The sequence below is a fragment of the Limnohabitans sp. Rim8 genome, from assembly GCF_945869175.1.
Taxonomy (GTDB): Bacteria; Pseudomonadota; Gammaproteobacteria; order Burkholderiales; family Burkholderiaceae_C; genus Limnohabitans_A.
In genome coordinates this window covers 1-13,872 of sequence record NZ_CAMBNZ010000078.1, presented here as the reverse complement: position 1 = coordinate 13,872, position 13,872 = coordinate 1, and the positions used below count along the sequence as shown (strand labels likewise).

General features: G+C 56.1%; 17 protein-coding genes and 2 tRNA genes. 7 read left to right on the top strand and 12 right to left on the bottom strand.

The window, feature by feature from the left end:
- The 9 genes from Q0O19_RS11390 to Q0O19_RS11350 all read right to left on the bottom strand — a co-directional run.
- Positions 1-459, bottom strand: a 459-nt coding sequence (locus Q0O19_RS11390; RefSeq protein WP_295523067.1) for an EscU/YscU/HrcU family type III secretion system export apparatus switch protein, incomplete at its 3' end; no start/stop codon positions are given.
- On the bottom strand, positions 452-1,228 hold the full coding sequence (gene fliR, locus Q0O19_RS11385; protein ID WP_295523065.1) for a flagellar biosynthetic protein FliR: 777 nt from the start codon (positions 1,226-1,228) through the stop codon (positions 452-454). The genes fliR and Q0O19_RS11390, both read right to left, overlap by 8 nt.
- 18 nt (positions 1,229-1,246) lie before the next feature.
- Entirely contained in the window at positions 1,247-1,516 is a 270-nt protein-coding gene (fliQ, locus tag Q0O19_RS11380; protein ID WP_295523063.1) for a flagellar biosynthesis protein FliQ, read from the bottom strand.
- A 10-nt stretch (positions 1,517-1,526) separates the two neighbouring features.
- A complete protein-coding gene (gene fliP, locus Q0O19_RS11375; protein ID WP_295523061.1) occupies positions 1,527-2,279 on the bottom strand; it encodes a flagellar type III secretion system pore protein FliP in 753 nt (250 codons plus the stop codon).
- On the bottom strand, positions 2,276-2,620 hold the full coding sequence (gene fliO / locus Q0O19_RS11370) for a flagellar biosynthetic protein FliO (RefSeq protein WP_295523059.1): 345 nt from the start codon (positions 2,618-2,620) through the stop codon (positions 2,276-2,278). The genes fliP and fliO overlap by 4 nt, the downstream gene beginning before the upstream one ends.
- Before the next feature lie 18 nt (positions 2,621-2,638).
- Positions 2,639-2,950, bottom strand: a complete 312-nt coding sequence (gene fliN, locus Q0O19_RS11365; RefSeq protein WP_295523057.1) for a flagellar motor switch protein FliN — start codon at positions 2,948-2,950, stop codon at positions 2,639-2,641.
- Between the two features lie 19 nt (positions 2,951-2,969).
- Positions 2,970-3,974: a flagellar motor switch protein FliM gene (fliM, locus tag Q0O19_RS11360; RefSeq protein WP_295523055.1), complete on the bottom strand. Its 1,005-nt coding sequence runs from the start codon at positions 3,972-3,974 to the stop codon at positions 2,970-2,972.
- Positions 3,975-4,004: 30 nt separating this feature from the next.
- Entirely contained in the window at positions 4,005-4,583 is a 579-nt protein-coding gene (locus Q0O19_RS11355; protein WP_295523053.1) for a flagellar basal body-associated protein FliL, read from the bottom strand.
- Between the two features lie 24 nt (positions 4,584-4,607).
- Positions 4,608-6,230 (bottom strand): flagellar hook-length control protein FliK, encoded by a 1,623-nt coding sequence (locus Q0O19_RS11350; RefSeq protein ID WP_295523051.1) that lies wholly within the window; start codon positions 6,228-6,230, stop codon positions 4,608-4,610.
- A gap of 236 nt (positions 6,231-6,466) precedes the next feature.
- On the opposite strand from Q0O19_RS11350, the gene flhA reads away from it, so the two are divergent.
- The 7 genes from flhA to fliS all read left to right on the top strand — a co-directional run bounded on the left by flhA (position 6,467) and on the right by fliS (position 13,298).
- The gene (gene flhA / locus Q0O19_RS11345; protein WP_295523049.1) at positions 6,467-8,584 is read left to right on the top strand and encodes a flagellar biosynthesis protein FlhA; all 2,118 of its coding nucleotides are present in this window, start codon (positions 6,467-6,469) and stop codon (positions 8,582-8,584) included.
- Positions 8,585-8,590: 6 nt separating this feature from the next.
- Positions 8,591-10,033, top strand: a complete 1,443-nt coding sequence (locus Q0O19_RS11340; protein ID WP_295523048.1) for a hypothetical protein — start codon at positions 8,591-8,593, stop codon at positions 10,031-10,033.
- Positions 10,026-10,850 carry a MinD/ParA family protein gene (locus Q0O19_RS11335; RefSeq protein ID WP_295523046.1) on the top strand — a complete coding sequence of 275 codons (825 nt, stop codon included), beginning with the start codon at positions 10,026-10,028 and terminating at the stop codon, positions 10,848-10,850. The genes Q0O19_RS11340 and Q0O19_RS11335 overlap by 8 nt, the downstream gene beginning before the upstream one ends.
- Before the next feature lie 5 nt (positions 10,851-10,855).
- Complete coding sequence (gene fliA, locus Q0O19_RS11330; RefSeq protein ID WP_295523044.1) at positions 10,856-11,566, top strand: RNA polymerase sigma factor FliA; 711 nt, start codon at positions 10,856-10,858, stop codon at positions 11,564-11,566.
- Positions 11,567-11,701: 135 nt separating this feature from the next.
- Entirely contained in the window at positions 11,702-12,133 is a 432-nt protein-coding gene (locus tag Q0O19_RS11325; protein ID WP_295523043.1) for a hypothetical protein, read from the top strand.
- Between the two features lie 5 nt (positions 12,134-12,138).
- A complete protein-coding gene (locus Q0O19_RS11320; RefSeq protein ID WP_295523041.1) occupies positions 12,139-12,726 on the top strand; it encodes a hypothetical protein in 588 nt (195 codons plus the stop codon).
- A gap of 149 nt (positions 12,727-12,875) precedes the next feature.
- Positions 12,876-13,298: a flagellar export chaperone FliS gene (fliS, locus tag Q0O19_RS11315; protein WP_295523039.1), complete on the top strand. Its 423-nt coding sequence runs from the start codon at positions 12,876-12,878 to the stop codon at positions 13,296-13,298.
- Positions 13,299-13,331: 33 nt separating this feature from the next.
- Here fliS and Q0O19_RS11310 read toward each other — a convergent pair.
- From Q0O19_RS11310 to Q0O19_RS11300, 3 genes are all read right to left on the bottom strand, one after another.
- A tRNA-Arg gene (locus tag Q0O19_RS11310) sits at positions 13,332-13,408 on the bottom strand.
- 104 nt (positions 13,409-13,512) lie between these two features.
- Positions 13,513-13,589: transfer RNA gene (locus tag Q0O19_RS11305), tRNA-Pro, on the bottom strand.
- 55 nt (positions 13,590-13,644) lie between these two features.
- A partial coding sequence (locus Q0O19_RS11300; protein ID WP_295523037.1) for an acyl-CoA dehydrogenase family protein occupies positions 13,645-13,872 on the bottom strand: 228 nt, incomplete at its 5' end.

Below are 13,872 nucleotides of genomic sequence, written 5' to 3'. Positions count from 1 at the left end.
GAATTTGAGAACGGTCTTGGCCAGTTCGATCAGAGCATGGGTGCCGAAAATGCGTTGGAGTCCGCTCATCAAACTCAGTTTGGAGCCTTTGGGGGAGACCGCCTTCATCGAGAACAGGTAGCCCCCGGTCACGCCGGATGCCACAATAGCGGCGATCACAGTGAACACCATGATCGGCATCACCGTGATGAAGGAAGACAGCATTTGGTCGCCAAAGTGGGCAGGCAAAAGCAAGGGTTTGTCGATGGTGGTGCGGTCAAACACGAAGCCGTTGGCAAAAATTTGGGCCATGCGGCTGATCAGCCAGCCGCCGCTCATCAGCAAGATCGTGAGCGAGCCGATGACGATCACGGCAGCCGGCAAGTCAGAGGATCGGGCCACCTGGCCCTCTTCTCTGGCATTGCTGAGTTTCCTGCCCGTCGGTTCTTCTGTTTTGTCGTCACTTGAGGCTTCAGACATTGGGTACCCCCATCACGTCACGCACCACAGTGAAACCTTGCACCCAAAGCCATTCGATGCGGGCACCGATGCTCTCCAGAGAAATGATCAAAATCAAAAAACCCGCGATGATCAGCGCGGGGAAACCGACGGCAAAAATGTTCAAGCTGGGGGCAGCGCGGGTGACCACGCCCAAGCCCACGTTGATGAAGAGCAGCGACACCATCACGGGCAAGGCCATCAAAACAGCCCCTAAAAAGACCATGGAGCTCCACTGAAGAACGCGCCCATAAACATCTTGGTTGAGAATGGATGTGCCGATGGGCAGGGAAAAAAAGGATTCAGAGATGATCCCAAGCATGATGGCGTGGCCACCAAAACCCACAAAAATCAGGGTCGACATCACGATCATCAACTGCGAAATGACCGGCACGTTGCCCATGTTGGGGTCCATCATGCTGGCCATGGACAAGCCCATGGCGGCGGCGATGCTTTGACCGCCGACCACCATGGCGGCCACCACCACTTGCAAGATCAGCCCCATAACCGAGCCGATCATGATTTGGTTGAACACTTCGACCAGTCCGGGTGCGGTGGAGGGGTCGATCACAGGCCAGTTGTGCAGGGGGTAAACCAGCCATGCCAAGACCAAAGCCATCAAAACGCGCAAACGCAGGTTGAAGGCGTTGACCGAAAAAATGGGGGCCGTGATCATCAGGGCCGAAATGCGCAGCATGGGCCACAGAAAGGTGTAAAACCTTTCAATGATGTCGGCTGCGAGGAAGTTCATGGCGGTGGGTTCCCGACGTCAACTGAACAGGGCCGGGATGCGCTGAAAAATGCTGCGCGTGAAATCGATCAGGGTTACCAGTTGCCAGCTGCCAAAGGCCAATAAGCCCAATGCCAGTGCGATCAGTTTGGGAATGAAGCTGAGAGTGGATTCGTTGATCGAGGTGGCTGCCTGGATGATGCCGATGAACAAGCCGACGGCCAGCGCCAGTCCCAGCAGGGGAGCGCAAACCAGCATGGCCGTCCACAAGGCATGGCGACTTAAATCAATGACCATGGCGGTGTCCATCTCGTCTCCTTCAGGGCATGGCAAAGCTGCCGGCCAATGAACCCATGATCAGGCTCCAGCCGTCCACCAACACAAACAACATCAATTTGAAAGGCATGGAAATCATCATGGGCGACAACATCATCATGCCCATGGACATCAAGACGCTGGCCACGATCAGGTCGATGACCACAAAGGGGATGTAAATCAGGAAGCCAATCGTGAATGCGCTTTTGAGCTCGGAGGTCAAAAAGGCCGGCACCAAGGTCATGAAGGGCACATCTTGTGCGCTGGCCACCCCTTTGTTGCGGGCAATTTCCATGAACATGGCAATGTCATCTTCACGGGTTTGCAAGAGCATGAAAGCGCGGATCGGCTTTTCCGCTGCGGCCAATGCCTTGTCGAAACTCATGCCTTGGTTCATGTAAGGGAGCAGGGCGTTTTGGTAAACGTCGTTCAGCACGGGCGACATCACAAACAAGGTCAAAAACAGCGACAAACCGACGATCACCAAATTGGGGGGCGTTTGGCCGGTGCCCAGGGCCTGCCGCAGGATGGACATGACGATCACGATGCGCACAAACGCGGTCATCATGAGCAACAAGGAGGGCAGCACCGACAAGGTGGTCATCAAGGCCAGCAGTTGCAGCGTGATGCTGTACTGAGTGCCTTTGCCCGTATTGGTGCTGGTGATGGCGGGCATATCGGGAGCCGCCTGCGCCAAAATGGGCAAAAGCCCCACCAAAATGGTGAGGATCAAACCGATGTGAACATGTCGCTTCATGGGGTCAAGTTTTCCGGTGAGGCATCCAGGGCAGCTGGCAACTTGCCGCTGTTGTTGGCTTGGTGGTGGTCCTTGTCAGGACAAGCCGAGAGCACGGTGATGTTTTGAACGGAGACACCGACCAAGATTTCGCGGTCATCCACCCGGATGAGCATGATTTTCTGGCGGGTGCCTACAGAGAGGGTTTCCACGGTTTGCAGCCGTTGGGTGTTTTTGCGCAGCAAGCCTTGGCCGTTTTGCAGTTTGCGCAGTGTCCACAGCAGCGTCAGCAGCAAGCCGATGACAAAAACGAAGCTGAACAGGTATTGCAGCCAGTCGCCCAATGTCCAAACCGAGTTCATGCTTTGGCCGCCTTGGTTTCAGAGGTTGTCAAGGCGTTCGGAAGCAGGCACCACACGCGTGAGGCGAATGCCGTAGCGGTCGTTGACCAGCACCACTTCGCCCTGGGCCACCACCGTGTTGTTGACCAACAGGTTCAAGGGCTCGCCGGCAATGCGGTCGAGCTCGACCACGCTGCCCTGGGTCAGGCGCATCAGGTCGCGGATTTTGATCACCGCACGGCCCACTTCAATGGACAAGGTGACGGGAATGTTTTGCAACACATCGCCGTGGATCTGGCCTTTGCTGCCGGACTCCGGGATGAATTCTTCGGGGTTGTTCAATTCGCTCATGGGCGTTCCTCAATGGGGTTCAGGCAATTAAGTTGGGACTGATGGCGTCGGTGATTTTGACAGCCACTTGACTGCCCATCGCGCCCACTTCGACCTCGAAAACCGGCATGTCTTCGATCATGGCCCGCGCCGATTCGGGTTTTTTGAAAGGCAAGACATCACCCGGCTGCATGGTTTTCAACTCGTTCAGGGACAGGCTCAACTTGCCCAGCAAAATCTGGATTTCCAATTCGGCATCGCGCACCGCATCATCGAGTTGGACGCGCCAAACTTTGTCGGATTCCTCGTTGCCGTCGCCCGTCTGGACCCGGCTGCGCAAAACATCGCGCACGGGTTTGAGGGCGACATAGGGAATGACCATGTCGATGAAACCAGAGCCTTGGTTGGTGGAGTCCGACTCAAACCGGCTGAGCACCACCAGGTCATTTTCATCAGCGATTTGGGCGAATTGCGGGTTGATTTCCGAGCTGACGTGTTCAAAGTCGATGGGTGCCACGGGGGCCCAGGCTTCTTTGAATGACCGAAAAAAGACCTGCAAGATGATCTTGATGATGCGCGCTTCGGTGGGGGTGAACAATCGGCCCGCAGGCAGTTGACCGACACCACGACCAAAGCCGCCAAAAAAACTGTCCAAGGAACTGAAGACCACGGTGGTGTCGATCACCACCATGGCATAACCCCGCAAAGGGGCCATGCGGATGATGTTCACCGACAGGGGGGCCTTGAGGTCTTTGATGTAGTCACCGAACCGGACAATTTGTGCCCGGGTGGGGTTGACTCTGGGGCTGGTGCGCAACACTTCCAGCATGCCCAAGCGGAACATCCGGATGAAGCGCTCGTTGATCATGTCCAGAGAGGCCACGTTCACGCCCAAGCTGCTGTCTTCAGCGGCCAGGTCGTGTTTGCGGACTTGGACATCCAGGTTGTAACCCGTGTCCACTTCCATGCTGCCGTCGTTGAAGCTGGCCGACAGGGCGGCCAGTTCTTCAGGCGACAAGAGGTTTTGGGTTTCAGCCATGCTCATGGAAATCGATCAATTCAACATCAGGCGGGGTCACTGGACCACAAAGCTGGTGAAATAGACTTCTTCGATGCCACCGAAGTCCTCGTGTTTTTGCAAGAGCGCATTCATTTCCTCGCGAATTTTGTGGGCCAGCTCTTTGCGAAACTCGGGCTTGGCCATGTCTGCTTCTGTCACTTGGCGCATGACGTCCAGCGTCACCGAACGCAAAGCAAATTCATGTTTTTTCGCATTCTTGAAGACGCGCTCGTCATAGTGGGTCATGATGGCCGCGTTCAATTGAATCACTTTGCGGGTGCCGGTCAGGTTGGAGACGAGGGGTTTTTCCAACTCCATATAGCTTTTTTCAAACCGCTCGAGCTCGGGTGATTCCTTGGCTTTCTTTTGTGGCGTGGTGTCGCTGGCCCCAGCTTTGGGATCGGCTGCGCTTTCTTCCATGGCTTTCATGGCTTGTTCAGCGGCCAAGGTGTCCTTTTTGTCAAAGAAACCGGTCACAAACATGGTGCCCACGGCGGTGCCGATCAAGAGCAGCAAGGCCACCAAGACGATCACGATGATCTTGATCAGGGGTGATTTTTTCTTGCCTTCAACTTCGATTTCTTCGTCAGCCATCATTTTTCCTTCGTTGTTTGCATGTCAAACCAAGACATCCCAGCCATCTTGACCCATCTTCATGCGAGGCGCTGGGTTTTGAGCGGCCGAGATGCTGGATTGTGGGTCATTTGCGTTACCGTTTGACGATTTTGACATTTGTCCACGTGTCGACTCTCCGCCACGTTTTTGCGTTTGACCATCGCCTACCTGCATTGAAGCAACATTCATGCCCATTTGGCTTAAGGTGTCTTTGAGTTTGGACATGCCTTCTTGCAGCAATTCGCGGGTGAGGGCTTGCGGTGCTGTGAAGACCGTGTCCAACTCGCCACTGCGCATGCGCATTTCAACTTCGATGTGACCCAAAGTGGCAGGGCGCAGCGACAGTTTCAGGTGCCATTGCCCTTTTTCGATCTCGGACAAGATGCGTTGGCCCACCGCTTGACCCATTTTTTCGGCCAAATTTTGGACTTTTTCACTGCGCTGGGCATTGCCGGAGTCGGGTGCCGAGGCAGTGGCGTCGGAATTTTGCGCGTCTTGACGCGCCGCAGCAGCGACATCCGCACGTTGGCCCGAGTGGCCAGACACAGGCGCTGGGTGATCACCGGCCGCCGCAGCGGTTTGGAGGCTGGCCCCTTCGGCCAGTGCTTGGCTCAAACTGTCCAACAATTCTGACGAGGCTTCTTGCGACAGATCGATCTCGCTCAAGGCCACAGCGGACGGCGTGGTAGGGGCTTCTTTGGTGGGCGCAGCCGCCATGCTGTTGCGCAACATCCAGAAAGCGGCGGGCGCCGCTGAGGCCATCAAGTTGATTTGTACTTTGGCCAATTCCGTGGGATCTTCTTGCGCAGGAGGCGTCACACGGGCTTTATCGGTACCTTGTGCCATGGCCCAAAGCGCTGCGGCGCTCAAGGTATTGGGCAGCACGAGCACATCCTCAATGTTGCCGGTGCCAGCCATGCCGTTGGCACCACTGTTTGGCGCGGCCACTGTCAGGTTTGCAAGCGGCAGTTCAAGCGACTCCATTGGACGGGTGGGGTCAGAGGCAACCATGAGGCTGTCCCTGCACACCCCGCCTTGAAGGGCTGGGCCACTCATGTCGCTGGCGCCTGGCAGTTGGGCCATGGGGTTGGAAGACGACGCGGTCGCGTTCAATTGGACGGATAGACCCGCTGGATTGGGCGTTTTCGCCTCAGGTGCATTCAATGGCTCGATGAGCATTCCGTTGGATGCCATCGAGGGCATCGGCGGTGAAACTGGAGCTGTGACCGCTGGGCTGTTGCCCATCAACCATTGGACAGCGGTTTCATCCAGACCTTGTGACCGGGCGAATGCCTCCAGGCTTTGCTCGTCGGGCACCGTGGCCTCTGAGGTGATGACATTCATATAGGGGCCCAAATTCACAGCCTTGAGAAAATCACCGCCCAAGGAGGCGCCCAAATTTCCGCCAAAAGAACCCGGAAATCCTGGCTCCAGAGCCAATGAGACGGCCACTTCTTGCCCAGCCGTCTGGGTGGGTGTTTCAGCCACAGATTGCATGACCCCTGACATGATTTGCCCGAATTCGCTGTTTTCAGGGCGCGCGTTGGCGCTGCTGGGGGTCGCCAAAAAGTCAACTTTGGCGCTGGAGGCTGTTGAGCTGGAGGGATCGATTGATGCGAGTGTCATGGGCGTGTTGTCTGTTGGTAAGAGATGACGGGGTCAAACAGGCCTCAGGCTGCGGTCAATGTTTGCCGCTGGCCTGTGGAACACCCTGAATGAGCAATTTGCGCACCAGCTTTTGGACGGGTTTGTTGATCAAGCACTCTGGGTAGGTGTCAATGTGTTTGGCATGCACCTTGCTTAATGGTGTTGGAAAATTCACATCCTGTCACCTTTTTCAACTTGCCAGACCCGAGCAGCCCATGACTACATTGACCCTGTCCGCCATCCGACAGAATTTTGCGCGCTTCGATTTGGCGGGTTTGGGCTTGCCCGTTTTGGTGCTGTTGATCATGGCGATGTTGGTGGTTCCGCTGCCGCCCTTGCTGTTGGACATCTTGTTCACCTTCAACATCATGATCAGCCTGGTGGTGATCATGATCGCCATCGGCACCCGTAAACCTCTCGAATTTTCGTCTTTCCCCTCTGTTTTGCTGTTCGCCACCATGTTGCGCCTGGCGCTGAACGTGGCCTCGACCCGCGTGGTGTTGGTCAATGGGCATGAAGGCCCTGAGTCTGCAGGCAAGGTGATCGCAGCGTTTGGCGAATTTGTGATCGGCGGCAACTATGTTGTCGGTTTCATTATTTTTGTGATCTTGATGATCGTGAACTTCTTTGTGGTGACCAAAGGTGCTGGGCGTGTTTCAGAGGTCAATGCCCGATTCACCCTGGACGCCATGCCCGGCAAACAAATGTCGATCGATGCCGATCTGAATGCCGGCGTGATTGATCAAGAAACGGCTAAAAAACGCCGTGAAGAGTTGGCCCAAGAGTCTGACTTTTTCGGCTCCATGGACGGTGCCTCCAAGTTCGTGAGCGGTGACGCCATGGCTGGCCTCTTGATTTTGATCATCAACATTGTGGGCGGCTTGGCGATTGGCATCGGCCAGCACGACCTGTCGGTCGGCGAAGCCACCAAGTTGTATGTCTTGTTGACCATCGGTGATGGCTTGGTCGCCCAGATCCCTTCGCTGTTCCTGTCGCTGGCGACTGCCATCATTGTGACCAGGGTCACGACTTCCGAGTCAATGACGGAACAGGCCACCACCCAATTTTCGAATGTGCCGGCTTTGTTCATCTCGGCCGGTATTTTGGCCATCATGGGCCTGGTGCCTGGCATGCCCCACCTGGTCTTTTTGGTGTTGGCGGGTGCCACTGCGGGTATGGGTTTCATGGTCATGCGCAAACAAATGCAACTGGAAGAAAGTGCGACCGCGCCTGCAGCGCCAAGCAGCGATGCCCCCAAAGAGCTCGATTGGGACGATGTCGAGCAGGTCGATTTGATTGGCTTGGAAATTGGCTACGGCCTGATCCCCTTGGTCAACGTCGAGTCGGGTGGTCAGTTGATGACCCGCGTGAAGGGCGTGCGCAAGAAGCTTTCGGCCGAATTGGGCTTTTTGGTCCAACCCGTGCGCATTCGCGATGCCTTGAACCTGGAGCCTGACGCTTACCACATCGTTTTGAATGGCGTGGTGCGTGGCCGTGGCGAAGTCAAGGTGGGGCGTGAATTGGCGATCAACCCCGGCAAGGTGTACGGCAAAATCGAGGGCCAGGCCACCAAAGAACCTGCATTTGGCTTGGAAGCCGTGTGGATCCAGCCGGTCCTGCGCGATCAAGCCCGCGCCTTGGGCTACACGGTGGTGGATCCCAGCACCGCCATTGCCACCCACATGAACAAAGTCTTGCGCGACAACGCCTCTGAGTTGATGAGCCACGACGAAGCCCAGAAATTGCTGGACAAGCTGGCCGTCAAGTCGCCCAAGTTGGTCGAAGAGCTGGTGCCGGGCAAGTTGTCCTTGGGTGTGGTCACCCGAACCCTTCAAAACCTGTTGCAAGAGTCGGTGCCGATCCGCGACATGCGAACCGTCGTCGAAGCCCTGACCGAAGTCTGTGGCCGCACACAAGACCCCGATCAACTGACGCAGTTGGTGCGTCCGAAGCTGGGCCGCATGATTGTGCAAAGCCTCACCGAAAACCGCGACACCTTGTCTGTTTTGACTCTGGACCCGCAACTGGAGCAACTGCTTCACAACGTGTTGCAGCAAAGCACCAACTCGGCCGGCATGGTGCTCGAGCCCAGTTTGGCCGAAAGCCTGTTTGCCGCCTTGCGCGAAAGTGCCCGCACGACCGAAGAGCAGGGTTTGCCTGCGGTGTTGGTGGTGTCTCCCGCGATTCGCCCCTGGATGTCCCGCGCGGTGCGTTACCGCGTGAACGACCTCACGGTGCTGTCGTACAGCGAAATTCCGGACGATCAGTCTGTCAAGGTGATCAACACCGTTCAAGCCGATCCGCGCAACAATTCTTCCGCTCCCAAAGCCTGATAAATCATGGAACTCAAACGCATCATTGCCCGCGACAGCCGCTCCGCCAATGAAAAAGCCATCCAGTTGTACGGCAACGATGTCTTGATCATTTCCAGCCAGCGTGTGGACCAGCAGACCGAACTGATTGTGGCGGTGGACGTGGCCAGCGAACCCGTCGGACAGGCGCCCCAAGCGTCTTTGCCTCCCGTCGATGCGCCTGAGGCAAAACCCTCTTTCAAGGCCAATGACGAGCAGTATTTGCCATTTGCGCAGGTGTTTCAAAACGCCAGCGCTGCCGATGCGCAGGATTCAGATGCCGAAGTCTCGGACGACAAGGCATTCGAAACCGCGCTGGAGCGTTTGCGTGCCCGCCCCGATGCACCAGTGCCCGTTGTGGCGCCGGTCCAGCCAGAACTGCAAGCAACCCAGGCCGCCCACTATGAACAACAGCGCAGCCACGAAATTGTGGACATGCTGCGCGAAGAAATGGCGGCCTTGCGCAAGGAGTTTGCGCTCTCGCGCCAAATGCAGCCTTGGCAGCAAACTTTGGGTTTGTCAGCAGATATTCAAAAATTGAGCATGGCCATGCAAGAAGTGGGCATCCCTTCAGGCTTGCGTTCCTTGCTCACCGACAGCATCCAAAAGCTGGAAACCCTGGACGAAGCCTGGCCTGTGGTGCAACGCATGCTGGCAGATGCGATGGATCGCCCTGTCGTCCAGGCTCCCAGCCAAGGCGTCCATGCTTTGTGCGGACCTTCAGGTGCTGGCAAGACCTCGATGTTGGGCCGCTTGGCCTATGCGGCAGCTCAGGCACACGGCGCTGACCAGCAGGTCATGATCAGTTTTGGCGACCAACGTCCCGGTGCTTGGTCGCAGATTCAATTGCTGGCCTCCCAAGCGGGCGCCTCTTGCTTTCGGGCGGCCGACATGGGCATGTTGCAGACGCTGCTCGACGACATGCAGGGCAAAACGGTCTGGATCGATACCCCCGGCGCTGATTTTTCGACCCAAGCGCAACAACTTCAGTCGCAATTGGGCCTTCACCTTCATGCGGTCTTGCCGGTTGATGCTACAGTGACCAGTGTGCAAAAAATTCTCCAAAACTCCGAAATTCGCTGGTCTTCGTTGATGCTGACCAAAGTGGATGAGGCTGCTTACCCTTGGCCCTTGATCAAAGGCCTGTGCGAGCAGCCTTTGGCGGTTTCTTGCATGGCCGAGGACAGCAAAATCAACGTTCCGGCTTTGCCTTTTGGCGCGGCACGCTTGGTGGATTTGGCCATGACGCCTTTGCAGGCCTTGTTGCCTCAGATCCAACATTTGGGTGCTGCTGTCGCCCCGTCGACCAAGGCCGCACGCAAGCCCCGCGTCAATAAAGCCACGGTTTCTGTCGCTGAAGTTCAACCCATCTCCCGTGTTGTCAAGCCGCGGGCCAAGACAATGCCGTCCGCCAAGGCCGTTCATGGATAAGAAAAAATTTCCCCAAGTCATTGGTGTGGCCAGCGGCAAAGGGGGCGCCGGAAAAACCACGGTGGCCATCAATTTGGCCGTCGCTTTGGCGCTTCGGGGGCATCATGTGATGTTGCTGGACGCCGATTTGGGGATGGCCAATGCGCAAATCGCGCTGGGAGCGCACGCCCCGTTCAACATCAGCCATGTGCTCAATGGCAGCAAAACCTTGCAAGAAGTCTTGGTGACCACGGCCCAAGGTGTGCGCTTGGTGCCTGGTGCCTCCGGTTTGCGCAACATCGCGGCGCTCGACACTGCCCAGATCGCGACCATGATCCGTTCTTTTGACAGCCTCGATGAGCCTGTGGATTACCTTGTGGTGGACGTCGCTGCGGGCATTGCGCCGGCGGTGTTGGAGTTCATGGCGGCCTGTCAGCGCCGCTTTGTGGTGGTGTGTGATCAACCTTCTTCGATTGCCGATGCTTATGGCCTGATCAAGGTCATGTCCACCGAGCAGTCTCTTGATGAAATTTACCTGATCCCGAACATGGTCGGCAGTGCCCATGAAGGCAGGCAGTTGTACCGCCGTCTCAACGATGTCTGCGCCCGGTTTCTGGGCGTGTCGATTCGTTACCTGCATGCCATTGAAGGCGATGAGTTGGTGCTGCAAGCGCTGCGCAAATACCAGTCAGTTCTGGATTACGCCCCTGGCAGCGCCGCTTCACGCGATTTCAGGGCTTTGGCCGAGGCCTTGGACCAACTGCCCCCGATTCAGACGGCATCTGGGCGCATGCAATTTTTCATGGAGCGCATGCTCCGTGTGCCTGCAAACGGGTGACACGCATGAACAGCAACGTCTCTTTATACGAAGAGGTAGGCAACCAAAACGAGTCGATGATCTTGGCGCACATGCCCATGGTCAAACGCGTGGCGGTGCACTTGAAAGCGCGCTTGCCCCCCTTCATGGAGCTCGATGAGCTGATTCAGGTCGGTATGGTCGGCTTGATCGAAGCCGCTCGGTCTTTCGACCCGACCAAAGGCTTTGAGTTCGAACACTTTGCACTCAGCCGCGTGAGAGGGGCCATCTTGGACGAAGTAAGGCGGCAGTCTTTTTTGCCCCGTTCAGCTGTGGCTTTCAACAAAAACGAAAACGAAGCGGTGCATGTCTTGGCGGCCGAATTGGGCCGTGCCCCCACCCAGGCCGAATTGGCCTTGTACATGGGCAAAGAAATCGATGAATTTCACAAAGAGCGCGGTCAAGCCAAGCGTTTTGAAACTTTTTCCATGGAAGTGGTCAATGACGAGGTCATGAACATGCCGGGCGACAGTTCAATGCAGCCCGAAGTCATGGTGGAGGAGGCCGAATTCATGGATGCCGTGGTCCAGGCCATCGACGAGTTGCCTGAACGGGAGAGGCTGGTGATGTCACTTTATTACGTGGAAGAACTCAACCTGAAGGAAATCGGTGAGGTCCTTGGGGTCAGTGAGTCCCGTGTCAGCCAAATTTTGTCGGCCGTGGTCAAGAAATTGCGGCAAAATTTGCAAATCGCTTGATGTTTTTCACTTGCCATGTTCGGTTTATTCACTCGCAACAAACCCGTCGATGACATGCGTCGCGCGGAAGCTGCGTACGAGAAAGTGGCCTCTTTGAAAGGGGACTCCCGTGACGCACGAAGCTTGCGTCTGCGTATGGGTTTGATATGCCGGGCGCATTTGGACAAAACCTTTGTCGCTGGCGCAGAGCAAACGGCCCTTTGGGAAGAATCGGCGCGCAAGGCCCTGATGGATGGAATGCCATTGCCCGAGGCACCCAAGCCCTCCAAGTTTCAAAAAATCCTTTCGAGCGACACGGAAATTTACGCCTATTTGCCGGAAGAGTTTGTGACCGTCGCATTCACTTTGGGCTCGCGGTACCAAAAAACCGAGTTGTCAGCGCTCCAGGCCATTGAAGCCATGCAAGCCTTGGCCCAGCAAATCAGCTACTACGAGTTGCGCTTGCAAGAACCTTTTCAGGTGCTGGACTTTTTGCGCGAAGAACTGGCCGCTCAAGCAGCTTTGCACGAAGCCATTGCAACCGTATTCGACAGCGACCCCGCCCCAGCAGGCTTTGATAAGCCTTGATACCCATGGATGCTTTGCTCAACGCTTTGATGGCCATGGGCTTGTTGTTGGTCCTGATTCTGGTCATTTACCTGATCGACAGGGTCAATTCGATTGAATCTGAAACGCGCAAAGTCGTGAGCACGCTCACTGAAAACGCGGTGAAAATGGCCACGCCTTCGATGGGCTTGAGCGGCAAGAAGCTTTGGGATGCCATGACGGGCAGATACACAGAAGGTTTGGACCCCCAAGCTTTGGACGATTTGCGCAGCCGATACCCTGTCATCTTGTCCAAACATGCCGAGGCCCTGTACAAAGATGGTTTCAAGGACGGCGTTCTCGGCTCCCCGCCAGGCGAGCCTAAAAACACCAAAGAAATTGTCATGGCCAAAGGCGCGGTGGAATCCTGGATTCCCACCGCGCAGGCCAACGCTTTGTACCAATGCGGTTTGAGTGCCTCTCAAACACCCGAAGCCGAATGGGGACCGATTCGGGCCTCCATGGACGAAGCCGGCGAGTTCTTGTGGTCCAAAGCCCAGTTGGACGCCACCAGTCCTTTGTCAGAGTGGTTGATGCCATCGACTTCTGACGAGACTCCGCCTGCTGCGACTTGAACCGGGCAGGGCAGGCTGGCATACACCGGTGTTTCGGAGAGCGCTTGATCTTGTTGGGGTTGAATCTCTTCAGAAATTCAAGAAAGGCCTCAAGTTTCCCCCAGAACCGCCGATTCCTCTGTTACTGAAGTAGTAAAGGGGTTTTTTCCATGCGTGCCTATTCCAAGTTTGCTGAGAGTTACGGTTCTGTCCAAGTCACCACGGGTGTGGCCACTGCGGACAACATCCAGCTGATTCAGATGTTGTTTGATGGTTTGCTGGAGAGCTTGGCCTCTGCCACTGGCCACATTCAGAACAATGTGATTGAAGATAAATCCAAAGCCTTGGCCCGTGCCGGCCGCATTGTGGTGGGTTTGCAAGGTGCTTTGGACTTTGAGCGTGGCGGCGAATTGGCCCAAAACCTCAACGAGTTGTATGCCTACATCACCCGCCGACTGTTACACGTCAACGCCTACAACGATTTGGCTGCATTGGAAGAAGTCAAGACCTTGATCAAGGACATTTCACAAGCTTGGCAGACCTTGCCCACTTTGCTGGCCGACACCGGTCGCAAGACTTACTACGCCAACTGAATCAGGGGCTGCCTGAAAATGGGAAAGGCCATTTGGTCTGCCCGACAGGGATCGAACCTGTGACCCACAGCTTAGAAGGCTGTTGCTCTATCCAACTGAGCTACGGGCAGAAGTAGCATGATTTGAACAAACACAAAAGGCCCTGACGGGCCTTTGTTGTTTGTGCGCCTGTGACCAGACGCTGTAAATTTCTTGAAGGTCTCACATCAGGAAATGGTCGGAGCGGCGGGATTCGAACTCGCGACCCTCTGCTCCCAAAGCAGATGCGCTACCAGGCTGCGCTACGCTCCGACATCTGCAATTCTAACCCTCAAAACCCCTGTTCTTGGCCTTGCGGCCAAAAAAGTCAGCTGCCGCGTGTGATGGGCATGCCCAAATCTCCGGGCAAGGCCAGTTGCTTGGCCAATTCCAGCTTGGCCAAGGAGTTGCGGTGAACTTCGTCTGGGCCATCGGCCAAGCGCAAGGTGCGTTGGTGGGCGTAGGCATAAGCCAGCGGGAAGTCTTGCGACACACCGCCACCGCCATGCGCCTGAATGGCCCAGTCGATGATCTGGCAGGCCATGTTGGGCGCCAC